The following is a 22,282-nucleotide window of genomic DNA, read 5'->3' on the forward strand; positions in this document are numbered from 1 at the left end:
GTGTGGGATCAGTCGGCCGCGCGTGCGGTCGTTGTCTTCATCAGGTATGACGAGCGGGGTCGCTCGATGTCGACAGTCAGAGCAAAGCCGGTCTTCAGGACCGTTTCGTTCCGCTGCCTTTCACGCTGGCCCGGCAGGCCGGGAGCAGCACGTCCTCGATCACCTTCGCGATGTATGCCGGATCCGGCATACAGCCCTGCGCCATGACGCGATAGGTGATCGCGGCCGGCACCATGGAGACGAGCAGGTCGAGATCGGCGTCCGGGCCGACTTCACCGCGCTGCTGCGCGCGGCGCATCACTTCCAGCAGGCGCTCGGTCTGCGGCGTGATGAAGCGGTCGCTCAGCACTGTGGTGAGTTCGGGATCACGATGGATCGCCGAGGTCACCGCGTTCATGACCTGGGTGATCTTCTCGCTGTAGTCGGGGTCGCTGCAGAATTGCGAGGTCAGGTCGCCTTCCAGGCTCCCGGTGTCCGGGAGCTCGCCCATGGCGGGCTGGGCGGTCGACTTCAGCTGCTCGACGGCCGAGACCACGAGCTCGGCCTTCGACGGCCATTTGCGGTAGAGCGTCGCCTTGCTGGCCCGCACCCGGCCGGCCACCGCGTCGAACGTGAGCTTGTCGTAGCCCACTTCGGTGAGCAGGTCGAGGACGCCTTCCAGGATCTCCGCCTCACGGTCGCCGGACACTCGCGGCTTGCTGCCGGCTTCACTGACCACCGAGGCGTTCATGGCATTTCCTTCCCGATGCGGAGTAGGTCTCCCAAGGCTAGTGCGCCCGGCCTTGATGGAACGAAACCGTTTCGTTCTATTTCAAGATAGACCTACCTGCGCGTGCAACGCAAACCGCCGCACCGCCCGACCGGGCTGTGGCGGCGCGCAATGGCCTGACGACATACCGGCGACACGGGAGGAGTAGGTTGCTGGGCGCGACCTGAAGAGCGACAGCGGAGGTAGACCTTGAGCGGGGCACGCGGCGAGATCGTGGGCTGGGAGAGGCATCGGGCGGCGGTCGACGATCTGCAGCGTCAGCTGGCGGCGATGCCGCCGGGCGCGCCGGTCCGGCTCGCCAAGCGCACCTCCAACCTGTTCCGGCCACGCGAGGCCAATCCCGTTCCCGGGCTTGACGTTTCCCGGTTGCACGGCGTAATCGAGGTCGATCCGCTGGCCGGCACGGCAGATGTGCAGGGTATGACGACCTACGAGGACCTGGTGGACGCCACGTTGCGCTACGGGCTGATGCCGTATGTCGTGCCGCAGTTGCGCACGATCACGCTCGGTGGCGCGGTCACCGGCCTCGGCATCGAGTCGTCCTCCTTCCGCAACGGCCTGCCGCACGAGTCGCTGATCGAGATGGACGTGCTCACCGGCGCCGGTGAGATCGTGACCGCGCGGGATGACAACGAGCACGCCGACCTCTTCCGCACCTTCCCCAATTCGTATGGCTCGCTTGGTTATTCGGTCCGCCTGAAGATCAAGCTGGAGCGCGTCGCGCCATACGTCCACCTGCGGCATGTGCGTTTCGGCACGCTGCGCGAACTCATCGACACCTTGCGCCAGGTGCTGCAGGACCGGACGTACGACGGTGAACAGGTCGACTTCGTCGACGGCGTGGTCTTCGCGCGGGACGAGAGCTACCTGGTGCTGGGGAGCTGGGCGAGCACTGCGCCATACACCTCGGACTACACCGGGCAGCAGATCTACTACCGCTCCATCCAGCAGCGCCGCGAGGACTACCTGACGACGCTGGACTACATCTGGCGATGGGACACCGACTGGTTCTGGTGCAACCGGGTGTTCGGGCTGCAGAAGCCGGCGATCCGCAGGCTGGTGCCGAAGCGCTACCTGCGCAGTGATGTCTACGGCAAGTTCATCCGCTGGGAGAACGCGCACGGCTTCTTCGCCCGCATCGACGCCAAGCGCGGCAAACTGCCTCGGGAGCGCGTGGTGCAGGACGTCGAGATCTCCGTCGATCGCACCGAGGAGTTCCTCGACTGGTTCCTGGACAACGTCCCGATCGAGCCGATCTGGTTGTGCCCGCTGGCGATTCGCGACCAGGACCACGGTGAGCAGCCGTGGCCGCTCTACCCGCTCAAGCGCGGCGAGAACTACGTCAACGTGGGTTTCTGGTCGACGGTGCCGATCACTGCAGGACGCCAGGACGGCGACGTGAACCGGGACATCGAGCGCGAGGTGCACGAACTCGACGGGCACAAGTCGCTCTACAGCGACGCCTATTACGACGAGGAGACCTTCTGGTCCCTCTACGGGGGTGACACCCTCGCCCCGGTCAAGAAGAAGTACGACCCCGACGGGCGGTTGCCCGATCTCTACACGAAGGCGGTGAAGCGGCGATGACACTTTCCATCGGCGAGATTTCCGACCGGATCTTCGGCACCGACGTGCCTTTCGCGGTCAAGGCGTATGACGGCTCGACGGGTGGCAACCCGCACGCCGTCGTGAGCATCGACATCGCGAACGAGCGCGCGCTGCGCTATCTGGCGACGGCCCCCGGGGAGCTCGGGCTCGCCAGGGCATACATCATGGGCGACCTGGTGGTCGAGGGCATCGACCCCGGTGACCCCTACGACTTCCTCGCGCTGTTCCTCGACGACTTCGGTCCGAAACGCCCGCCGATCAGCGAGCTGCCCGACGTCGCACGGTCGTTGGGGCTCAAGACGTTCCGCATGCCGGAGTTGCCGGCGCAGGAGGCCGTGCCGCAGTGGCGCCGCACTGTCGAGGGGCTGCGCGGGCTGCGTCACTCCCGCAAGCGGGACGCCGAGGCGATCCACCACCACTACGACGTCAGCAACGATTTCTACGAGCTGGTGCTCGGCCCGTCGATGGCCTACACCTGCGCGTGCTACCCGACGGCGGACGCGACGCTGGAAGAGGCTCAGGAGCACAAGTTCGACCTGATCTGCAAGAAGCTCGACCTGCGTCCGGGCATGCGGCTGCTCGACATCGGCTGCGGCTGGGGCGGCATGGTCAAGCACGCCGTCGAGCACTACGGCGTGACCGCGCTCGGTGTCACCCTGTCGGCCGAGCAGGCGTCGTGGGCGCAGCACAACCTGAAGGTGCACGGGCTCGACGATCGTGCCGAGGTGCGGTATGGCGACTACCGCGACGTCGCCGAGACCGGCTTCGACGCCATCAGCTCGATCGGGCTGACCGAGCACATCGGCGTGAAGAACTACCCGAGCTACTTCAAGTTCAACTACGACCGGCTCAAGGTCGGCGGCCGGATGCTCAACCACAGCATCACCCGACCGGACAACAAGGCCCCCGCGATCACCAAGGGCGGCTTCATCAACCGGTATGTCTTCCCGGACGGCGAGATCACCGGCGTCGGAACGATCGTCAGCCGCATGCAGGACCAGGGTTTCGAGATCCGGCACAGCGAGGACCTGCGGGAGCACTACGCCCGCACGACGCGCGCGTGGTGCAAGAATCTCTCGGCGCACTGGGACGAGTGCGTGCGCGACGCCGGCGAGCAGGTGTCCCGCGTGTGGGGCCTCTACCTCGCGGGAAGCTCGATCGGCTTCGAGCGCAACCACATTCAGCTGCACCAGGTGCTCGGCGAGAAGGTCGCGCCCGACGGCACCGGCTCCTACCCCCTGCGCCCGGACTTCGGCGTCTGACCGGGCGTCAGCCCTTGCGGGACACGCCCCACCGGCGTTGTGCGCTGTCAGACTGCACGAGATGCACCCACATCGAGGCGATCGAGAAGGGCAGCGCCACCAGGTAGGGGATCGCGGAGTCGGCGATGAACCCAATCGCGACGTTCAGCAGGACTGGCACGTCGGTGATGAGCAGTCGCCGCATGAAGCCGGTGAGGTATGCCGTCGGGCCCTCGCTGATCGACGCGACGGCCCGGTAACCGAAGCTGATCGCGACGAAGAAACCGGCGATGACCAGCAGCACCGAGAGGACGACATACAGGACGTTGGCCGATCCGACGCCGACCGTCACGCACAGAGCGACCGCGAAGAAGACGGTGGCGCCGATGATGGCCAGCGACATGGTCCGCACCGTTCGTTGCACGGCTGGTGGGGTGTCGCCGGTCTGCGGGATGCTGCTCTGCTCGTCCATGGGGCACGAGGCTACGGGAATCGGTTCGCGCCGCCGCACGTTAGCCCATATGCTCGGGGGCACAACTGAACAGTGACAATGGATCCTCAGCAACACCTGCACGAAGAACGAACACTAAGGTTCCGCTGACGATGCATGGGACGACCGAGGTACGAGGTCGAACCATGAGGAGGAAGCGGGACAGACAATGGGGGTGATCGGTTTCGACGCTGATCGCCGTCGCAGGGGAAGCGGGCCGAGGATGCACGGTTATCTCGCTAACGCTCCGTGCACAACCAATAGGTGCCAACTCCAAGCGCACCGACTTCGCCCTCGCCGCCTGAGCGAGCCTCGAAGTCCGTCAGCCTGAGCTAGTTCTCGACTCAGTGTCTGGCGTCAGCTAGAGAACTTGCTGCGTCGTCACGCCGGGGGGCGACGCGGGACTCTTACCCGGCTGGGCCTGTCAGGGAACGTGTGCGCGCGAGCCCTGGGGCCGAGAAAATCCGTAGCGCACTGCGCCCGGAGAAGCCTTGCCTCGCCGCCAGCGGACGCGGGTTCGATTCCCGCCACCTCCACGCGTGATCCATTGTCAGATCGGACGCCGCCACCCGGCACACGGGTGGCGGCGTCCGTGCTCAGGTAGCGGTGCAGTGGCCCGTCCTGACCGGACCTACCGGACGGGTCATTGGTGTTTGGCCGGTCGCGGGCGGGTTCCAGCCTCTACCATGGCGCACGGACAGTGCCGTCTGCGGAGAGGACGTCCCCATGCGCGTCGGAGTGGTCAAAGAGTCGCAGGTGGGTGAGACGCGGGTAGCTGCGACGCCGGGCACCGTCGGCCAATTGCGTTCGCTCGGTTACGAAGTCGTCGTCGAGCCGGGTGCGGGGGAGCGTGCCGGCTTCGCCGACGAGGCGTATGCCGAGGCAGGCACCGCACTGGGCGATCCGCTGGAGGCGGAGGTGGTGCTCGGTGTGAATGCGCTCGCGCCCGCCCAGCTGGACCGGCTGCAGCCGGGTGCCACGATCATCGGCATCCTCGGCCCGCGGACCAATCCGGACCTCGTGATGGATCTGGCGCGGCGGCCGATCACCGCGCTCGCGCTGGACGCGGCACCGCGCATCTCGCGGGCCCAGTCGCTGGACGTGCTGTCCTCAATGGCGAACATCGCCGGATATCGCGCGGTGGTGGAGGCGGCGCACGTGTTCGGGCGGTTTTTCACCGGTCAGGTGACGGCGGCCGGGAAGGTGCCGCCGGCGACCGTGCTGGTGTGCGGCGCCGGTGTCGCGGGGCTGGCGGCCATCGGCACTGCGGGGTCGCTCGGTGCGGTGGTGCGTGCGACCGACCCGCGTCCGGAGGTGGCCGATCAGGTGAAGTCGCTCGGCGGCGAATATCTGTCGATCGAGGATCCCGAGGTCGAGGTGTCCGCCACCGGCTACGCCAAGGAGATGGGGCAGGACTACCAGGCCCGGGAAGCGCAGTTGTACGCGCAGCAGGCCGCCGATGTCGACATCATCATCACGACCGCGTTGATCCCGGGCCGCCCGGCGCCCCGGCTGATCACGGCCGACATGGTGGCGTCGATGCGGCCGGGCAGCGTGATCGTCGACATGGCAGCCGCGTCGGGCGGCAACGTCGAGGGCTCCATGCCGGGCGAGGTCGTGCGGACCCCGGGCGGGGTGACGATCATTGGCTACACCGACCTCGCCGGGCGGCTGCCGGCGCAGGCGTCGCAACTCTATGGCACCAACCTGGTGAATCTGCTCAAACTGCTCACGCCCGGCAAGGACGGCCAGCTCGTGCTGGACGAGGACGACGTGGTGCAGCGCTCGATCCTGGTCTGCCGGGAGGGGGAGTCACGATGGCCGCCACCACCGGTGCAGGTCTCGGCGGCTCCGGCGCAGACTGCGGCGGCACCGGCCGTGGAGCGGCAGGTGAAGGCGCCGCTCACTGCCGGTCGCCGGCTCACGATGGTGCTGGTCGCGGCGGCGGTGGTGTTCGTGCTGCTCGCGATCTCACCCGCGGCGCTGACCGTGCACCTGACCGTGTTCGCGCTGGCGATTGTGATCGGCTACTACGTCATACGCAGCGTGCACCATGCGCTGCACACGCCGCTGATGTCGGTGACGAACGCGATCTCCGGGATCATCGTCGTGGGTGCGCTGCTGCAGATCGGGCAGCACAATACGGCGATCACGATCTTGTCGGCGGTGGCGATCCTGGTGGCGTCGATCAACGTGTTCGGCGGCTTCGCGGTCACTCGCCGTATGCTCGGAATGTTCTCCCGATCATGATCACCGTCGCATCGGCCGCGTCCGCGGCATACATCGTCGCCGCTCTGCTGTTCATCCTCGCGCTGGACGGGCTGTCCCGCCACGAGACCTCCAAGGTGGGCAACACCTTCGGCATCGCCGGTATGGCGCTCGCGCTCGCGGCGACGATCGCGCTCGCGATCGACCACCACATCGAGGGTTACGGCCTCGCGCTGCTCGTGATCGCGATGGTGATCGGTGCCGCGATCGGGTTGTGGCGTGCGCGCGTGGTGGCGATGACCGGTATGCCGGAACTCATCGCGTTGCTGCATTCCTTCGTCGGGCTGGCAGCGGTGCTGGTCGGCTGGAACGGCTACCTGCTGGTCGAGCACGACCCGCACGGCGCCGAGGCCGCGAACCTGAACGCGGTGAGCACGCTGGGGATTCACCATGCCGAGGTGTTCATCGGGGTCTTCGTCGGTGGCGTGACACTGACCGGCTCGATCATCGCTTTCCTGAAACTGTCGGCGCGGATCAAGTCGACGCCGCTGGTGCTGCCGGGCAAGAACCTGCTCAACCTGGGCGCGCTGGTGCTCTTCGTCGCGCTGACGGTGTGGTTCTGCGCGGACCCGCAGCTGTGGCTGCTGGTCGTCGTCACGCTGCTCGCGCTGGCACTAGGGCTGCACCTGGTCGCCTCGATCGGCGGCGGCGACATGCCGGTCGTGGTGTCGATGCTGAACAGTTACTCCGGCTGGGCCGCTGCGGCGTCGGGCTTCCTGCTGGGCAACGACCTGCTGATCGTCACCGGTGCGCTCGTCGGGTCCTCGGGTGCCTACCTGTCCTACATCATGTGCACGGCGATGAACCGGTCGTTCCTGTCGGTGATCGCGGGTGGTTTCGGCATCGAGGCGCCCACGTCGGCGGGCGCGGATCTCGGGACGCACCGGGAGACGAGCGTCGCGGAGGTGGCCGAGTTGCTGTCGTCGGCGTCGGCCGTGGCGATTGCGCCCGGCTACGGCATGGCGGTCGCACAGGCGCAGTATGCCGTGGCAGATCTGACAAAGGCGTTGCGCGACAAGGGAAAGCAGGTGCGGTTCGCCATACACCCCGTCGCCGGGCGGCTGCCGGGGCACATGAATGTGCTGCTCGCGGAGGCGAAGGTGCCTTACGACATCGTGCTGGAGATGGACGAGATCAACGACGACTTCGCCGACACCGACGTGGTGCTGGTGATCGGCGCCAACGACACCGTCAACCCGGCCGCGGCCGAGGATCCCGGATCGCCGATCGTCGGCATGCCGGTGCTGCGCGTCTGGGAAGCGGGCGACGTCGTCGTGCTGAAGCGGTCTATGGCGTCCGGGTATGCCGGAGTGCCCAATCCACTCTTCTACCGCGACAACTCGGCCATGCTCTTCGGTGACGCGAAGGAGCAGGTCACAGCAGTCATCGCCGGGCTGCAATGAGCCGCACCGACACACGGCGTGCCCCGGTGGCGCGTCCTCGGGGTGACCTACGAGAATGGCCCGCATGACCGCGCTGCCTTCCGTGTCCAATTCGATCACCGTTCGCGTCGACCTGCCCGGGCGGACCACCGCCGTCAGCGAACTCAGCGGTGCCGTCGAGCGCAACGGGGGGCTGGTGACGGCCCTCGACATCAACCATTCGGACAACGACCGGATGACGATCGACGTCACCGCCGCTGCGCGGGATGCCGACCATGCAGCCGAACTCGTGGCCGCGATGCGCGCGGTCGACGGTGTCGAGATCCGCAAGGTGAGCGACCGCACCTTCCTCGCCCACCTCGGCGGCAAGCTGAAGATCGAGTCGAAGGTGCCGATCCGCAACCGCGACGACCTGTCGATGGTCTACACGCCCGGTGTCGCGCGCGTCTGCCTCGACATCGCCGAAAACCCTGATGACGCAAGGCGATTGACCATCAAGCGGAACACCGTTGCCGTGGTCACCGACGGCACCGCGGTGCTCGGCCTGGGTGACATCGGTCCGCTGGCCGCGTTGCCGGTGATGGAGGGCAAGGCTGCGCTCTTCAAGCGCTTCGCCGACATCGACGCCTTCCCTCTGTGCCTGGACACCAAGGACACCGAGGAGATCATCCGCACCGTCAAGATCGTCGCGCCGGAGTTCGCGGGCATCAACCTGGAGGACATCTCGGCGCCGCGCTGCTTCGAGATCGAGCGCCGGCTGCGCGACGAACTCGATATCCCGGTCTTCCACGACGACCAGCACGGCACGGCGATCGTCGTGCTCGCCGCGCTGCGCAATGCGCTGCGGGTGGTCGGCAAGGAGCTGTCCGAGGTGCGCATCGTGCAGGCGGGTGCCGGTGCCGCGGGGACAGCCATCGCCATACTGCTGGCGGCCGCCGGCGCGAAGGACATCGTGCTGTCCGACATCCACGGGGTCGTCGAGCCGAACCGTCCCGACATCCTGGCCGCACCGGGCAGCGATCTCGCGAAGCTCGCCGCGGCGACCAACCCCGAGCACGTGACCGGCACCCTGAAAGATGCGGTCCGTGGCGCGGACGTCTTCATCGGTGTCTCGGCACCCAATCTGCTCACCGGCGACGACATCGCGGGTATGGCGGACGACGCGATCGTTTTTGCTTTGGCCAATCCGACGCCCGAGGTCGACCCGACGGCCGCTGCCGAACACGCGACCGTGGTCGCGACCGGACGCAGCGACTTCGCCAACCAGATCAACAACGTGCTGGTCTTCCCGGGCGTGTTCCGCGGTTTGCTCGACGCAGCGGCGACCAGCGTGACGATTGACGTCATGCTCGCCGCGGCATACGCGCTGGCCGATGTGGTGAAGCCGGAGCAGCTGAACCCGGCATACATCGTGCCGAGCGTCTTCCAGCCGGACGTCTCGAAGGTCGTCGCGCGTGCGGTGGCCGGTGCGGTGCGCGGCGACGAGAGTGACGCGACGGACTGAAGTCGCGACTCAGCCGTCGCGGCGGGTGCGTCGTGCCCCGCCTTTCAGCCGGGCGCTGACCGCGCGTCGCGCAACCGGTCCGAGTCCGTCGATCGTGTCGGCGAGCACCGCGAGTTGGGTCAGCGCATCGAGGGCGGCTGCGCCGCCGTCGGGATCGACCCCGTCATACAGCTCGAGGCCGATGAAGCTGGCGCACACGGCGCGGGCGAGACCGCGCGCTTCGGCGACGTCGGCCAGGACGGTTGACTCGAGCACGCGGTCGATGACCTGTTCGACCTCGGCGACCCACCGGTCCATCGAATAGCGCGCTGCGGCGGCCAGTTCCGGGTCGCGCTGGCCGCCGGCCATCAGCTGAGCCATCACGGCGACGTTGCCGGACGCCTGCTCGGTCTCGTGCAGTTCGCGGCCCACCTGCAACAGCGCGGACAGTGAGTCGACTTCTGCGAAGAGTTGCCGGTAGTGGTCGGCGCGCTCGTCCACCGCGTGCCGCGCTGCCGCAGTGAGGAGGCCGTCGAGGGTGCCGAAGTGGTAGAAGACCAGCGCCTGGTTGACCCCGGCACGGGAGGCGATGACCCGTGCAGAGGCCCCGGCGACGCCGTCGGTGCGCAGCACGTCGAGACTTGCGTCGAGCAGTTTGGTCTTGGTGTCGGTCATCGTGGCTGCCACCGTAGCGGCTATGCCGGGTGCCTCCGCGCGGGGAGCAGCCTGGCCGCCCACGGCCCGAGGCCCGAGCAGCCGAGGGCGATGGTGATCAGCGGTTTGACTGTCGAGGTGTTCGCCAGGACGGTGCTGCTCAGCCAGCACAGGACGATGACGGCGACGACGGCCGGCCCCGCGCGATGCAACCTCTCGATCGCGAGATGCTCGGTTGGGATGGGGGTGCGGTTCGCCGACGCGCAGCGCGATGCGACGAAGGTCACGCCGGAAGAGGCGCGCTCGTTTTGCGGCGGGATCGTCCGGTCCGATACTGTTGACGACGTTATTACGCGATCTTGCGTTCATTGCTGATTTTCCTTTTGTGAGCGCCGAGATCTTTCCGGCGCGAGGGACCCCTGAGCAGCGCGACACCCGCTTCGATGCGGGCGATGTGGCCTGTCCGTCCCCGCGGGGTGCGCTCAGCAGCGCCCGAACAATTCACGAAGGAATGACGCATGCCCAAGAAGGCAATGGATGGCAAGAAGGTGCGCTGGACGCGCGCCCAGAAGCTCGAGGCCAAGCGATCCGAAGTGCGCGCTCAGCGCGACGATCGCGACCGCGGTCAACGGCGCGACCAGGGCGCCGCGACGCGCACCGACCGGCGGGACCGCACTGACCGGCGCGAGGGTGCGCCGTCGGGCCGGGACCGCTACGAGCGCCGCGACCGCGCGCCGCGCCGGGACGGCGAGGACCGTGGCGCCGGCCGCCGCGACTACGCCGCGAGGGACGATCGGCGGGACTACAGCCGCGACGACCGGCGCAGCGACCGCAGGTGGAGCAACGACCGCGACGACCGCCGGTCCACCGATCGCCGCGACGACCGAGGCGGGGACCGCCCGGCGCGGCGCAGCTACCGCGACGACCGACGACCGTCGTATCGCGATGACCGGCGGGACGACCGCCGTCCGGCATACCGTGACGACCGCCGTGATGACCGTCGCTCGTCCTTCCGCGACGACCGATGGGACGAGCGCCGTGATGACCGGCGTCCGGCATACCGGGATGACCGCCGTGATGAGCGTCGCTCGTCCTTCCGCGACGACCGGCGGGACGACCGCCGTCCGGCATACCGTAACGACCGGCGCGACGACCGCCGCCCCTCCTTCCGCGACGACCGATCCGAGCGCCGCGACTACGACCGTCCCCGCCGGGAGGACCGCGCCACCGAACCACGGACTGCGCCTGTCCGCGAGCAGCGCTCCGCCGAGCCGATTTCGTTGGAGGGCAACGGTTTCGCCGCGCTGGAGCTGCCGGAGGTGCTGGTCGAGCGGCTCGCTCGCGACGGCATCACCGCGCCCTTCCCGATCCAGGTAGCGACGATTCCGGACGCCCTCGCCGGCCGCGACGTCCTCGGCCGTGGCCGCACCGGGTCCGGCAAGACCCTCTCCTTCGGGCTGCCCATGCTGACCCGCCTCGCCAAGGGCGGTAAGGCACGCCCCGGTCAGCCGCGCGCGATCGTGCTGGTGCCGACCCGGGAACTCGCGATGCAGGTCAGCGACGCGCTGCAGCCGCTCGTGCACATCATCGGGCTCCGTCACAAGCTGGTCGCCGGCGGTATGCCGTATGAGCCGCAGTTGTCCGCGCTCGAGCGCGGTGTCGACGTGCTGATCGCCACTCCGGGCCGGTTGATCGACCTGATGGAGCGCGGCGCGGCGGACCTGTCCCGCGTGGAGATCGCGGTGCTGGACGAAGCGGACCACATGGCCGAGATGGGCTTCCTGGAAGCGATCCAGCAGATCCTCGACCAGGTGCCCACGGACGGCCAGCGGTTGCTCTTCTCCGCGACCTTGGACCGCGGCATCGACACCGTGGTCGAGCAATACCTGACCGACCCGGTCGAGCACGCCACCGATGACGGCACCGCTTCGGTCGACACCATGGACCACCACGCGTTGCTGATCGAGCCGCGCTACAAGAAGGCCGTCACCGCCGAGGTCGCGAACCGTCCCGGCCGCACCGTGGTCTTCGTGCGCACCAAGCTCGGCGCCGACCGGGTCGCCGGTGAGTTGCGCGACCAGGGCGTGATGGCCGCGGCGCTGCACGGCGGACTGAACCAGAGCCAGCGCAACAAGGTGCTGGGCGCGTTCAAGGACGGCAAGGTGCCGGTGCTGGTCGCCACGGACGTCGCCGCGCGCGGCATCCACGTGGACGACGTCGGTGTGGTGCTGCAGGTCGACCCGCCGGCTGACCACAAGGACTACCTGCACCGGGCCGGTCGCACGGCGCGCGCGGGGGAGAAGGGCACCGTCGTGACCCTGGCGCTCCCGCATCAGCGCCGCACGATGCAGCGTCTCCTCGACGAGGCCGGTGTCGGCACGAGTCTGCAGAATGCGCGACCGGGCGATGACGTCATACGCGCCACGGGCGGCAGCACCCCGCAGGGTGCGCCGATCTCCGAGCAGGACCTGCAGCGCCTGATCAGCCCGCCGCGCGCGAGTCGCGGTGGCCGGTCCTACGGCGATCGCGGTCCCCGTCAGGGCGGCCGGGGCCGATATGGCGACCGGAACCGTCGTGACGGCAGCTCGTATGGCGGTCGTGACCGTTTCGGGCGCGGGCATTCGGCGCGCTGAGGACGGTCGGACGCAGGTGCGGGTCGGTCGCCCATAATGACCTGGTGACCGACCTGACCGGACGCCTGCTCGTCGCTGTGCCGCGGACCGAACCCGAGGTGACGGAGGGCGACGTCTTCGACCGGAGCGTGGTGCTCGTGCTGCATCACGACGAGAGCGGCACGCACGGGCTGATCCTGAACCGCCCGCTTGCCGCCGAGGTGGACAGTGTGCTGCCCGGCTGGCAGGAGCACGTCACCGGCCCGGACTGTGTCTTCCAGGGCGGGCCGGTGTCGCTCGACACCGCGCTCGCGCTTGCGTCGTCGAACGGCAATGACGACGAATCGCTCGGAATACGAACGCTTTTCGGTGACATGTGTCTGGTCGACCTGGATGCACCGCCGCCGATCGTCGCGCCCGTCGTGGCGGCGTTGCGCATCTACGCGGGGTATGCCGGCTGGGCGGCCGGTCAGCTGGAGGGCGAGATCGACGCGGGCATGTGGTTTGTGGTCGACGCGCAGACCTCCGACGCATTCAGCCTCGACCCGGCCGACTTGTGGGAGCGGGTGCTGCGACGGCAGCGGTCGGCCGTGTCGTTCGCCGCGACCTTTCCGTCCGACCCCGACCTGAACTGACGGAACCTACACTGAGGTCGTATGAGCACTGTTGACGAACCGGATCGGCTGTCCTCCCCGGAGAGCGCACCCAGCGTGCCCCGGACGACGACCGCGACGCTGGAGCGCACCGACGCCCAGGAGCAGCTGCAGGAGCCGGGCGACCATGAGCGCTTCGCGCACTACGTGCGCAAGGAGAAGATCATGGAGAGCGCGCTGTCGGGTGAACCGGTGACTGCGCTCTGCGGCAAGGTCTGGGTGCCGGGCCGCGACCCGGAGAAGTTCCCGGTCTGCCCGACCTGCAAGGAGATCTACGACGGTTTGCGCGCACCGCAGGATGGCGGAGACTGACTCCGAGGGGACTGACAGGCGTCCGGCGCGGTCACGTCCCAGGGTCGTCGGTCACCGGGTCTTCGACTCGAAACCCCAGCTCCCGAGCCACAGTTGCCATGTTGTGGTCGTGCGTCACCATCACGAGGTCTTCGATTCCGCTTCGGAGTGCCGAGCCCAGATGGATCGCGTCGAGAGTCTTGATGTGCGGAACGATCGCCTCCGCTTCCAGCAGTACGGCGTGGTCGAGGGGCAGAAGCGCGAGGTAGTCGAGTACCTCATCGCGCAGTGCCGGGGGCTGGCGGACTCGACGCAAGACACGCGTGACTTCGGTGCGCAGCAGCCTGGACGAGACGCCGAGGTGCTCAGGGGCCTCGTTCATCTGGTCGAACCATGCGGCAGCCGCGGGAGAGTCGTGCAAGAGAATCCGCAGTGCCACGGAGCTGTCGAGATAGTAGGCAGTCACCACTCGCCACTGACTTCGTCGAGCAACTCGTCCATCGACATTCCGTCAGGCAACTCCACCCGGGGAAGCTCACTGGTATGGGAGCGGCCGGTGCGCTTCGGCGGGATGAGTGTCGCCGACGATACGGACGGCACGATCCGCGCGACCTCGCGATTATGGCGGGTCAGGATGTAGACCTGCCCGGCCTCCACCTCATCGAGCATCCGGGTTGGATTCTGCCGAAGCTCACCCACGGAGATCGTCTTCATACAGGTAGCGTAGTCAAATTGTCTACTCATATCTACATGACGGCAACGGGTTCGCGCGTGTCCGGTCGGTCGCCGGGGTGTCCGCTCGGTGAGGGGTGCACTGGAGCAGTTAGCCTGGTCGGCCTATGAGTACCTCGGCCGCCTCGCACCTGTCACCGGCGTTCCCAGGGAAGGCGGCGTGGGGGACCGCGGGCAAACTGCGGGCCTGGCAGGCCGCGGCAGTCGAGCGCTACCTCACCGACCAGCCGCGTGACTTCCTCGCAGTCGCCACGCCGGGAGCCGGAAAGACCACGTACGCCTTGCGATTGGCCACCGAGCTGCTGCAGCGCGGCATCGTGCAGCAGATCACGATCGTGGCGCCGACCGAGCACCTCAAGACGCAGTGGGCTGATGCGGCGTCGCGGGTCGGCATACACATCGATCCGCGGTTCACCAACGCGCAGGAGGAGCATGCCAAGGGTTTCCACGGCATTGCGGTGACCTACGCGGGCGTGGCCAGCCGGCCGGCGCTGCACCGCATCCGCACCGAGCGCAAGCGGACCCTGGTCATCCTCGACGAGGTGCACCACGGCGGCGACACGAAGTCGTGGGGTGACGCGATCCGTGAGGCGTTCGAGTCGGCAACTCGGCGAATCTGCTTGACCGGCACCCCGTTTCGCTCCGACGCGGCGCCGATCCCGTTCGTGCGCTACGAGGAGGGACCCGACGGCATACGCCGCTCGGCCAGCGACTTCACCTATGGTTATGCCGACGCGCTGCGCGACGGCGTGGTGCGCCCCGTGCTGTTCATGGCGTATGGCGGGGCAATGCGCTGGCGCACCTCTGCAGGGGACGAGATCTCCGCCCGGCTGGGCGAACCGCTCACCAAGGACGCGACCGCAGCCGCCTGGCGCACCGCGCTGGACCCGACCGGCGCGTGGATCCCGGCGGTGCTGCGTGCTGCCGACAAGCGGCTGACCGAGGTCCGCCGGCACGTGCCGGACGCCGGGGGATTGGTCATCGCGTCCAACCAGACAGCAGCCCGTGCCTATGCGCGAATCCTCCACGAAAAAACGGGTGTTCGCCCGACAGTGGTGTTGTCCGACGACGCCGGCGCATCCTCGCGGATCGAGGAGTTCGCGGACTCGGAGGACCGCTGGATGGTGGCCGTGCGGATGGTTTCCGAAGGTGTCGACGTGCCGCGGCTGGCGGTGGGAGTCTTCGCGACCTCGACCTCGACGCCGCTCTATTTCGCCCAGGCAGTCGGCCGATTCGTGCGCGCGCGGCGCCGGGGCGAGACCGCGACGGTCTTCCTGCCGACGGTCCCGATCATCCTCGAGCTCGCGGCGACGATGGAGAAGGAGCGCAACCACGCGCTGGATCGCCCTGAGACCAATGAGGATTCGATCTGGGCCGAGGAAGAGGGCCTGATCGAGGAGGCCAACCGGGAGGAGAAGGCGTCCGGTCAGCTCGAGGGTACCTTCGAGGCGCTGGAGTCCGAGGCAGAGTTCGACCACGTGCTCTTCGACGCGCAACAGTTCGGCCTCGGCGCCGTGGCGGGCAGCGCGGAAGAGGAGGAATACCTCGGGCTGCCAGGGCTTTTGGAGCCGGACCAGGTCAGTAGCCTGCTGCGGCAGCGCCAGGACAAGCAGTTGCGAACCGGCCGGAAGCGTCCCGATGCGGACCCGCCGGTCGCGGCACACCGAGCGCTGGCGGCTCAGCGCAAGGAGCTGAACGCGCTGGTTGCGGCATACTCCACGAAGTCGGGCAAGCCGCACGCGCACGTGCACCACGAGTTGCGCGTGAAGTGCGGCGGGCCGGCGTTGGATCGCGCGTCCTCCGACGAGGTGAGCGAGCGAATCACCATGCTGCGCAACTGGTTTGTCGGCCGCAAGCGCTGAAAGACGTCAGGCCTGCTGTGCCGCGTCCTGCACGAGCGGCAGCGTGCGGTGCCCGACCAGCTCGGCCAGCGAGATCGTGGTGGACGCGTGCACCACGAGCCCGGTCTCGACGATCTGGTCGATGACCCGCTGCAGGTCGGCGTTGTCGGTGGCCACGACGCGCACCAGCAGGTCGCCGCTGCCGGTGATCGTGTGCACTTCGATCACCTCGGGGATGCCGGCGAGGTGATCGACGACCGCCTGCCGGCCCTTGCGCTGCTGGATCTGCAGTGTGCAGAAGGCAGTCACGGGATAGCCGAGCGCCGCCGGGGAGACCGTCGGCGCGAGCGAGGCGATCACGCCGCGTGCGATCAGCCGGTCGAGCCGGGCCTGCACCGTGCCGCGGGCGACACCCAGTGCGCGCGACGCCCCGAGCACCCCGATCTGGGGCTGCTCGGTGAGTAGCGCGATGAGGCGGGCGTCGAGCTCGTCGAGCCGCGGCATCACCGGCTCCCGGGGTGGTGCGCGGCCACGGCCGCCTCGACGAGGCGCACCGATTCCCGCGGATCGATGCCGTATGACGCTGCAGCCCGGACGTATTCGGCCGCGGCCTCGGCCGCGCGCTCCCGGTGGTCGTCACCGCTCGCGGCGATGAAGGTGCCCTTGCGGCCGCGAGTCTCGATGGTGCCGGCGCGTTCGAGCTCGGTGTAGGCCTTCGCAACGGTGCCGGGCGCCACGCCGAGATCGACGGCCAGCCCGCGCACCGTCGGCAGCCGGGTGCCCACCGGCATACTCCCCGAGGCCGCGGCCGCCGTCACCTGGGCGCGGATCTGCTCGTATGGCGGGGTCGGGCTGTCGTGGTCAACGCTGATCATCGGAGGCGTTCCGGTCATCTACACACGATAGCGACGGATCATATTGTCCAGCTTCCATCAAGATTGTCCGCACAGATTGTGCATGCTGAACAGCCAACTCCCGACCGATTGCGCGGTGACGTGACCTGCCCCACAGTATGCGTATGACGACCACAGTGAACCTCACGCCCGAAGAACTCGCTGCCGGACAGGACCTGGAGCAGCTCAAGCAGCTGGTCGGCCTAGTCGAGTACGACATCGACAAGGACCCGTTCCCGGTGACCGGCTGGGACGCGATCGTGTTCGTCTCTGGCAACGCCACGCAGTCCGCGCTGTACTACCAGAGCGCCTGGGGCATGCAGCTGGTCGCCTACAGCGGGCCGGAGACCGGCAACCGCGACCACAAGTCGTTCGTGCTCAAGAGCGGTTCGATCCGCTTCGTCATCAACGGCGCGGTCGACCCGGACAGCCCGCTGGTCGAGCACCACCGCAAGCACGGCGACGGCGTCGTCGACATCGCGCTGGAGGTGCCCGACGTCGACAAGTGCATCGCGCAGGCGCGCCGCGCCGGGGCGACCGTCGTGCGCGAGCCCGAGGACGTCACCGACGAGCACGGCATCGTGCGCATCGCCGCCATCGCCACGTATGGCGAGACGATCCACACGCTGGTGGACCGGTCGCGCTACGACGGCCCCTACCTGCCCGGGTATGTCGAACAGCAGTCGTCATACGTCCCCCGCGACGGCCAGCCGAAGCGGCTCTTCCAGGCGCTGGACCACATCGTCGGCAACGTCGAGCTGGGCAAGATGGACGAGTGGGTGGAGTTCTACAACCGCGTCATGGGCTTCGTGAACATGGCCGAGTTCATCGGCGACGACATCGCCACCGACTACTCCGCGCTGATGAGCAAGGTCGTCGCCAACGGCAACCACCGGGTGAAGTTCCCGCTCAACGAGCCGGCGATCGCCAAGAAGAAGTCGCAGATCGACGAATACCTGGAGTTCTACCGTGGCGCGGGTGCCCAGCACCTCGCGGTGGCGACCGGAGACATCATCGGCACCGTGGACGCGTTGCGTAAGAACGGTGTCGAGTTCCTCGACACCCCGGACAGCTACTACGAGGACGCGGAGCTGCGGGCCCGCATCGGCGAGGTCCGGGTGCCCGTCGAGGAGCTGCAGAGCCGCGGCATCCTGGTCGACCGTGACGAAGACGGCTACCTGCTGCAGATCTTCACCAAGCCGCTCGGCGACCGCCCGACCGTGTTCTTCGAACTGATCGAGCGCCACGGCTCGCTCGGCTTCGGCAAGGGCAACTTCAAGGCACTCTTCGAGGCGATCGAGCGCGAGCAAGACAAGCGCGGCAACCTCTGATTCACCGCCGTCATTCGCCGTTTCCAGCGCTCTCGGGGTGGTGTGGTCTAGCATCCGAGACAGGTGACTCACAGGGTCACGTGTTCCGCGGAAGGGGTCCCGGTATGGCGACGAAGAAGGGTTCCGCCGGGGCGACGAAGTCCGAGATGCGCGTCCGCTGGCTGGACAAGCCGGCGAAACACGACTACCCGCCAGCAGCGTCATGCCTTTCGCTGGTCGGGCTCGAATCCGACTGACGCACATGGGTTTTGCGGAGCTGGCGCTGATCTGCGCCGTCGCGTTGCTCGGCCCTGCGCTTGCGGTGACGCGCGGTGTGCAGCTGCCGGTCGTCATCGGCGAGATGTTTGTCGGCGTCGTGATCGGCCGGACCGGATTCCGGCTGGTGGACCCCGCCGGCAGCACGCTGACGTTCATGGCGCAGATCGGCTTCGCCCTCGTCATGTTCATCGCGGGCTCGCATGTGCCGATGCGGGATCCGGCGATGCGGTCCGGTGTGCTGCGCGGGGCGCTGCGGGCGGTCGGCTGCGGGGTGGTGGCCATGCCGCTCGGTTTCGGCGCGGCAGCGGTTTTCGGCACGGGACACGGCGCGCTCTACACCGTGCTGATCGCGTCCTCCTCCGCGAACATCATCATGCCCGTTCTGGATGGCGCCGACACCGCTGCGCCGGTGATCCAGCAGTTGCTGCCGCAGATCGCGATCGCGAACACCGCCTGCATTGTCGCTCTTCCGCTCGCCATGGACCCACCGCACGCGCTACGGGCGACCATCGGCGGCGCGGCCGTCATCGCAGCAGGCGGAGTGCTTTTCGTCATCCTGCAGAAGCTCGCGAAGTCCGGCGAAGAACGCCGCGCGCATGAACTGTCCAAGGAGCGCGGTCTCGCCCTGGAGTTACGGTTCTCCCTCACGGCGGTCTTCGGCATCGCTGCGGTGGCGGTCGCCACCCAGGTGTCGGTCATGCTGGCCGGTTTCGTCGCAGGCCTGGCGTATGCCGCTGTCGGAGAGCCGCGCCGGCTCGCGCACCAGCTGTTTGCGGTGACCGAAGGGTTTTTCGGGCCGATCTTCTTCGTGTGGCTCGGCGCTTCGCTCGACCTGCGGCAACTGGGCGCTCATCCGGACGCGATCGTCCTCGGGCTGGTCCTCGGAGCCGCGGGACTCGTCGCCCACGGGGCGCTCCTGCTGAGCCGTCAGCCGTGGCCGGCTGCGGCCATCACAGCAGGCAATCTCGGCGTGCCGGTTGCCGCCGCGGCACTCGGCCAGGCGCTCGGCATGCTCCGGCCGGGCGAAGCACCCGCGATGCTGCTCGGCGCGGTGGTGACGGTCATCACCACCGCCGCGCTCGCCGGTCCGGTGCGCCGCCTGGCTGCAGCGCAGACCACCGATCGTGCGAATCCGGCTGCGAAGTAGTCCTCTTCGGGCGAGTGGTCAGCTACCCGGCCGGTAGACCATCAGCCCGACGATCACGGCGAAGAGCAGACCGACGATGCCCCCGGAGGCCGCGACCCGCGCCGTCAGCGGCTTCAGGTCGAGGGTGCGCAGGGCCAGCCCGCCTTCCTGCGGGGTGGCTGCGGAAGCGGCGGTGAGCTGCTCGGCCGCCTTGTCCAGCGACGGAGTGACGACGAGCAGGGTGATCGCGACCCCAGCCAGCCACAACAGCAGCGACAACCAGATCCAGGTGTCGCCCATGCTGGCAATCGTCTTCCCGTGCCACTTCTGCGACATCAGGCCCATACCGAAGACCACGACCAGCACGGACGCTGCCGCGTAGATCTTGGCCATCCGCGACGAAGCGTGCAGGGCGGGAGCGTCCGCGTGCCGCAGACCTCGCGAGGCAGTGGTGACCGCGTGGGCCAACGGGCCGATAGCGAAAATCGCCGTGAGCAGGTGCAACAACAGCAACAGCTTCAACATGGACTCAGCGTACGCCGGACACGAAGCCGCGATCGCGTCCAGAGATCAACCAGCAACCAGCAACCAGTGGTGGTCCGCTGCCCGAACGCTGGCGAGGCTATAGGCATACTATGTCATATTTCCCAGCATATTCTCAGCAACTAGTGCATTTGTTAGAAGAACGTGAAAATTTTTGAAGTGCGCGATGGATTGTGGTTAATCACGACCCGTGCGGGTACTTTCGGTACTAGTGTCACGAAGGAGGAAGACAGCACAACTGGCGCGCCGACGTCACGGGTGGAGGTGTGTTTTCCGGCTCTCACATGACGAGCACACCCTTTAAAGGCCCATGGACTGTTCAGAGTCAACTTCAAGATCTGAAGGGAATACGCGACTATGAGCGTCGATACTGACCAACCTGAAACGTTAGTAGGGGATGATCCGCACCTCAAGAAGGAGTTCGGCACCATCGGCCTGCTCTTTACGGCCATTGGCTCGATCATCGGGTCCGGATGGCTGTTCAGTTCACTGCACGCGTCCAGCATGGCCGGACCTGCCGCGATCATCTCCTGGGCCGTTGCGACCGTCATGTTCCTGTTCATCGGGTACACGTACGCCGAACTGGGTGTGATGCTTCCCCGCAGTGGTGGTGTGGCGCGCTACCCGCACTACGCGTGGGGTTCGTTCGCCAGTTACTCGTTCGGCTGGGTCACGTGGCTGGCATGCGCATCGGTCGCGTCGGTGGAGGTCTCCGCGGTGCTGACCTATGCCAGTTCCTATCTGCATTGGCTGGAGCATGGCAATGGCACGCTGAAACCGGCGGGACTGGTTGTCGCGATCGTCCTGCTCGGCGTCTTCGTCCTGATCAACTTCTTCGGGGTCAGATGGTTTGCTCGCATCAACAATGTGCTCGTCTGGTGGAAGCTGGGCATGATCGTCCTGGTGATTGTCGCGGTGATGATCTCGGCTTTTCACAGCGGAAACTTCAGCGCACACACTGCCACGGGTAACGGTTTCGCACCGAAGGGTATCAAGGGGGCGATGGAGGCCATCCCGGCTGCCGGCATCGCATTCTCATTCCTCGGGTGGCGGCAGGGAATCGAACTTGCCGGTGAGACCGATAATCCCAGGCGGAATGTGCCTCTGACGCTGCTCGGGTCGCTGGTCATCTGCGGGATTCTGTACATCCTGCTGCAGGTCGCCTTCATCGGGGCACTCGACCCGTCGGCGCTGGTCCACCACGGCTGGGCGAACGTCGGCGACGCGATCAAGACCGGCAGTGACGCAGGCAACTTCAGCCCCCTCGCGGCACTGGCAACCTTCCTGGGCATGGGCTGGCTGGCCGGCCTGTTGTATGCCGACGCGTTCATCAGCCCCGGAGATACCGGGCTGATCTACGTCAGCGTCACCGCGCGCATGTCCTACGCCATGGGGCGCAACCGCAACGCCCCCGAGGTGCTGGCCAAGGTGAACAGAAATGGGGTGCCCTGGCCCAGCCTGATCCTCGCCTGGGTCGTGGGTTGCATCTTCTTCCTGCCGTTCCCGAGTTGGCAGTCGCTCGTCTCGATCGTCACCTCGCTCACCGTGCTCTCCTTCGGCAGCGGTTCGATCGCCCTACTGACCTTCCGCAAGCAACTACCCGATCTGGATCGTCCCTACCGCACGCGCGCCGCGTGGGTCGTCGGACCGCTCGCGCTCCTGGCGACCAACCTGATCATGTACTGGGCAGGCTGGGACCAGGTCTGGAAGATGATGGCTGCGGTGGCGTTGGGATACGTCTTCCTGGCGATCTTCCAGGCGATCGACAAGGGCAGAGCGCCCAAGCTGGAATTCCAGAACGGCTGGTGGGTGCTGGTGTGGTTCGCGGGCATTGCCCTGGTGAGCTACCTGGGCAACTACTCCGGTGTCAGCGGCAAGTCCAATGCCGGCGAGGCCGATTGGTATGGCTTCAACGGCGGCATCGTCGCCAACGTGATCCTGACGATCATCGTCTTCGCGCTGGCCTGGTTCTGTCAGCTGTCGCCGAAGCGGGCCCACGAGATCCTCGGCCCGGTCGACGGGATGGCGCCGACCGACGGCGCCGCACCGGCTGCCGGTCACTGACGTCCCCCGCAGGTGCCCCTTCCCCAGGGAAGGGGCACCTGCG

At 67.5% G+C, this 22,282-nt stretch carries 22 protein-coding genes and 1 other RNA gene; 14 read left to right on the top strand and 9 right to left on the bottom strand.

Features of this window, described 5'->3' with window-relative positions; genetic code table 11:
* Window positions 1-94: 94 nt before the first annotated feature.
* A complete protein-coding gene (locus EFY87_RS07205; RefSeq protein WP_123270798.1) occupies window positions 95-730 on the bottom strand; it encodes a TetR/AcrR family transcriptional regulator in 636 nt (211 codons plus the stop codon).
* A 228-nt stretch (window positions 731-958) separates the two neighbouring features.
* Between EFY87_RS07205 and EFY87_RS07210 the strand changes: the two genes are divergently transcribed.
* Both EFY87_RS07210 and EFY87_RS07215 read left to right on the top strand, forming a co-directional pair.
* Entirely contained in the window at window positions 959-2,356 is a 1,398-nt protein-coding gene (locus tag EFY87_RS07210) for an FAD-binding oxidoreductase (RefSeq protein ID WP_245988522.1), read from the top strand.
* Window positions 2,353-3,639 carry a class I SAM-dependent methyltransferase gene (locus EFY87_RS07215; protein ID WP_123270799.1) on the top strand — a complete coding sequence of 429 codons (1,287 nt, stop codon included), beginning with the start codon at window positions 2,353-2,355 and terminating at the stop codon, window positions 3,637-3,639. Before EFY87_RS07210 ends, EFY87_RS07215 begins: the two co-directional genes overlap by 4 nt.
* Window positions 3,640-3,646: 7 nt before the next feature.
* On the opposite strand, the gene EFY87_RS07220 is transcribed toward EFY87_RS07215, so the two are convergent.
* Entirely contained in the window at window positions 3,647-4,090 is a 444-nt protein-coding gene (locus EFY87_RS07220; RefSeq protein WP_123270800.1) for a hypothetical protein, read from the bottom strand.
* 189 nt (window positions 4,091-4,279) lie between these two features.
* Here EFY87_RS07220 and ssrA point away from each other — a divergent pair.
* The 4 genes from ssrA (at window position 4,280) to EFY87_RS07240 (ending at window position 9,262) form a co-directional block, all read left to right on the top strand.
* Window positions 4,280-4,647, top strand: a transfer-messenger RNA (tmRNA) gene (ssrA, locus tag EFY87_RS07225).
* A 187-nt stretch (window positions 4,648-4,834) separates the two neighbouring features.
* Window positions 4,835-6,358, top strand: coding sequence for a Re/Si-specific NAD(P)(+) transhydrogenase subunit alpha (locus EFY87_RS07230; protein WP_123270801.1), 1,524 nt, complete (start codon window positions 4,835-4,837; stop codon window positions 6,356-6,358).
* Window positions 6,355-7,779, top strand: a complete 1,425-nt coding sequence (gene pntB / locus EFY87_RS07235) for a Re/Si-specific NAD(P)(+) transhydrogenase subunit beta (RefSeq protein ID WP_123270802.1) — start codon at window positions 6,355-6,357, stop codon at window positions 7,777-7,779. The genes EFY87_RS07230 and pntB overlap by 4 nt, the downstream gene beginning before the upstream one ends.
* Before the next feature lie 64 nt (window positions 7,780-7,843).
* The gene (locus tag EFY87_RS07240) at window positions 7,844-9,262 is read left to right on the top strand and encodes an NAD-dependent malic enzyme (RefSeq protein ID WP_123270803.1); all 1,419 of its coding nucleotides are present in this window, start codon (window positions 7,844-7,846) and stop codon (window positions 9,260-9,262) included.
* Between the two features lie 9 nt (window positions 9,263-9,271).
* On the opposite strand, the gene EFY87_RS07245 is transcribed toward EFY87_RS07240, so the two are convergent.
* Window positions 9,272-9,916: a TetR/AcrR family transcriptional regulator gene (locus EFY87_RS07245; RefSeq protein ID WP_123270804.1), complete on the bottom strand. Its 645-nt coding sequence runs from the start codon at window positions 9,914-9,916 to the stop codon at window positions 9,272-9,274.
* A 20-nt stretch (window positions 9,917-9,936) separates the two neighbouring features.
* A complete protein-coding gene (locus EFY87_RS07250; RefSeq protein ID WP_123270805.1) occupies window positions 9,937-10,182 on the bottom strand; it encodes a hypothetical protein in 246 nt (81 codons plus the stop codon).
* A gap of 231 nt (window positions 10,183-10,413) precedes the next feature.
* Here EFY87_RS07250 and EFY87_RS07255 point away from each other — a divergent pair, with 231 nt between their 5' ends.
* From EFY87_RS07255 to EFY87_RS07265, 3 genes are read left to right on the top strand one after another with little or no spacing between them, the layout of a single operon-like run.
* Entirely contained in the window at window positions 10,414-12,528 is a 2,115-nt protein-coding gene (locus EFY87_RS07255) for a DEAD/DEAH box helicase (protein ID WP_123270806.1), read from the top strand.
* Between the two features lie 44 nt (window positions 12,529-12,572).
* Window positions 12,573-13,142, top strand: coding sequence for a YqgE/AlgH family protein (locus EFY87_RS07260; RefSeq protein ID WP_123270807.1), 570 nt, complete (start codon window positions 12,573-12,575; stop codon window positions 13,140-13,142).
* A gap of 21 nt (window positions 13,143-13,163) precedes the next feature.
* A complete protein-coding gene (locus EFY87_RS07265; RefSeq protein ID WP_123270808.1) occupies window positions 13,164-13,472 on the top strand; it encodes a DUF3039 domain-containing protein in 309 nt (102 codons plus the stop codon).
* 31 nt (window positions 13,473-13,503) lie between these two features.
* Here EFY87_RS07265 and EFY87_RS07270 read toward each other — a convergent pair whose 3' ends face one another.
* Both EFY87_RS07270 and EFY87_RS07275 read right to left on the bottom strand, forming a co-directional pair.
* Window positions 13,504-13,920, bottom strand: a complete 417-nt coding sequence (locus tag EFY87_RS07270) for a type II toxin-antitoxin system VapC family toxin (RefSeq protein WP_123270809.1) — start codon at window positions 13,918-13,920, stop codon at window positions 13,504-13,506.
* The gene (locus EFY87_RS07275) at window positions 13,914-14,165 is read right to left on the bottom strand and encodes a type II toxin-antitoxin system Phd/YefM family antitoxin (protein WP_123270810.1); all 252 of its coding nucleotides are present in this window, start codon (window positions 14,163-14,165) and stop codon (window positions 13,914-13,916) included. The genes EFY87_RS07270 and EFY87_RS07275 overlap by 7 nt, the downstream gene beginning before the upstream one ends.
* Before the next feature lie 125 nt (window positions 14,166-14,290).
* Between EFY87_RS07275 and EFY87_RS07280 the strand changes: the two genes are divergently transcribed.
* Window positions 14,291-16,045, top strand: a complete 1,755-nt coding sequence (locus tag EFY87_RS07280; protein ID WP_123270811.1) for a DEAD/DEAH box helicase — start codon at window positions 14,291-14,293, stop codon at window positions 16,043-16,045.
* 6 nt (window positions 16,046-16,051) lie between these two features.
* Here the strand turns inward: EFY87_RS07280 and EFY87_RS07285 are convergent, their stop codons facing one another.
* Both EFY87_RS07285 and EFY87_RS07290 read right to left on the bottom strand, forming a co-directional pair.
* Window positions 16,052-16,528 carry an Lrp/AsnC family transcriptional regulator gene (locus EFY87_RS07285; RefSeq protein ID WP_123270812.1) on the bottom strand — a complete coding sequence of 159 codons (477 nt, stop codon included), beginning with the start codon at window positions 16,526-16,528 and terminating at the stop codon, window positions 16,052-16,054.
* Window positions 16,528-16,917 carry a GntR family transcriptional regulator gene (locus tag EFY87_RS07290; protein ID WP_245988524.1) on the bottom strand — a complete coding sequence of 130 codons (390 nt, stop codon included), beginning with the start codon at window positions 16,915-16,917 and terminating at the stop codon, window positions 16,528-16,530. The genes EFY87_RS07285 and EFY87_RS07290 overlap by 1 nt, the downstream gene beginning before the upstream one ends.
* A 125-nt stretch (window positions 16,918-17,042) precedes the next feature.
* Between EFY87_RS07290 and hppD the strand changes: the two genes are divergently transcribed.
* The 3 genes from hppD to EFY87_RS07300 all read left to right on the top strand — a co-directional run bounded on the left by hppD (window position 17,043) and on the right by EFY87_RS07300 (window position 19,653).
* Window positions 17,043-18,248, top strand: coding sequence for a 4-hydroxyphenylpyruvate dioxygenase (gene hppD / locus EFY87_RS07295; RefSeq protein WP_123270814.1), 1,206 nt, complete (start codon window positions 17,043-17,045; stop codon window positions 18,246-18,248).
* Window positions 18,249-18,352: 104 nt separating this feature from the next.
* Window positions 18,353-18,484 carry a hypothetical protein gene (locus EFY87_RS21115; protein ID WP_281276179.1) on the top strand — a complete coding sequence of 44 codons (132 nt, stop codon included), beginning with the start codon at window positions 18,353-18,355 and terminating at the stop codon, window positions 18,482-18,484.
* Between the two features lie 5 nt (window positions 18,485-18,489).
* Window positions 18,490-19,653 (top strand): cation:proton antiporter, encoded by a 1,164-nt coding sequence (locus EFY87_RS07300; protein ID WP_123270815.1) that lies wholly within the window; start codon window positions 18,490-18,492, stop codon window positions 19,651-19,653.
* 18 nt (window positions 19,654-19,671) lie between these two features.
* Here EFY87_RS07300 and EFY87_RS07305 read toward each other — a convergent pair whose 3' ends face one another.
* Complete coding sequence (locus tag EFY87_RS07305; protein WP_123270816.1) at window positions 19,672-20,157, bottom strand: hypothetical protein; 486 nt, start codon at window positions 20,155-20,157, stop codon at window positions 19,672-19,674.
* 375 nt (window positions 20,158-20,532) lie between these two features.
* Between EFY87_RS07305 and EFY87_RS07310 the strand changes: the two genes are divergently transcribed.
* Window positions 20,533-22,239, top strand: a complete 1,707-nt coding sequence (locus EFY87_RS07310) for an APC family permease (protein WP_123270817.1) — start codon at window positions 20,533-20,535, stop codon at window positions 22,237-22,239.
* Window positions 22,240-22,282 lie beyond the last annotated feature (43 nt).

The organism is Flexivirga caeni, assembly GCF_003724155.1.
GTDB classification, from domain to species: Bacteria; Actinomycetota; Actinomycetes; order Actinomycetales; family Dermatophilaceae; genus Flexivirga; species Flexivirga caeni.

Coding starts and splice junctions, on each gene's coding strand:
- EFY87_RS07205 (WP_123270798.1), bottom strand. CDS start 730: ATGAACGCCTCGGTGGTCAGTGAAGCCGGCAGCAAGCCGCGAGTGTCC.
- EFY87_RS07215 (WP_123270799.1), top strand. CDS start 2,353: ATGACACTTTCCATCGGCGAGATTTCCGACCGGATCTTCGGCACCGAC.
- EFY87_RS07220 (WP_123270800.1), bottom strand. CDS start 4,090: ATGGACGAGCAGAGCAGCATCCCGCAGACCGGCGACACCCCACCAGCC.
- EFY87_RS07230 (WP_123270801.1), top strand. CDS start 4,835: ATGCGCGTCGGAGTGGTCAAAGAGTCGCAGGTGGGTGAGACGCGGGTA.
- pntB (WP_123270802.1), top strand. CDS start 6,355: ATGATCACCGTCGCATCGGCCGCGTCCGCGGCATACATCGTCGCCGCT.
- EFY87_RS07240 (WP_123270803.1), top strand. CDS start 7,844: ATGACCGCGCTGCCTTCCGTGTCCAATTCGATCACCGTTCGCGTCGAC.
- EFY87_RS07245 (WP_123270804.1), bottom strand. CDS start 9,916: ATGACCGACACCAAGACCAAACTGCTCGACGCAAGTCTCGACGTGCTG.
- EFY87_RS07255 (WP_123270806.1), top strand. CDS start 10,414: ATGCCCAAGAAGGCAATGGATGGCAAGAAGGTGCGCTGGACGCGCGCC.
- EFY87_RS07265 (WP_123270808.1), top strand. CDS start 13,164: ATGAGCACTGTTGACGAACCGGATCGGCTGTCCTCCCCGGAGAGCGCA.
- EFY87_RS07275 (WP_123270810.1), bottom strand. CDS start 14,165: ATGAAGACGATCTCCGTGGGTGAGCTTCGGCAGAATCCAACCCGGATG.
- EFY87_RS07280 (WP_123270811.1), top strand. CDS start 14,291: ATGAGTACCTCGGCCGCCTCGCACCTGTCACCGGCGTTCCCAGGGAAG.
- EFY87_RS07285 (WP_123270812.1), bottom strand. CDS start 16,528: ATGCCGCGGCTCGACGAGCTCGACGCCCGCCTCATCGCGCTACTCACC.
- EFY87_RS07290 (WP_245988524.1), bottom strand. CDS start 16,917: ATGACCGGAACGCCTCCGATGATCAGCGTTGACCACGACAGCCCGACC.
- hppD (WP_123270814.1), top strand. CDS start 17,043: ATGACGACCACAGTGAACCTCACGCCCGAAGAACTCGCTGCCGGACAG.
- EFY87_RS21115 (WP_281276179.1), top strand. CDS start 18,353: ATGGCGACGAAGAAGGGTTCCGCCGGGGCGACGAAGTCCGAGATGCGC.
- EFY87_RS07300 (WP_123270815.1), top strand. CDS start 18,490: ATGGGTTTTGCGGAGCTGGCGCTGATCTGCGCCGTCGCGTTGCTCGGC.
- EFY87_RS07305 (WP_123270816.1), bottom strand. CDS start 20,157: ATGTTGAAGCTGTTGCTGTTGTTGCACCTGCTCACGGCGATTTTCGCT.
- EFY87_RS07310 (WP_123270817.1), top strand. CDS start 20,533: ATGAGCGTCGATACTGACCAACCTGAAACGTTAGTAGGGGATGATCCG.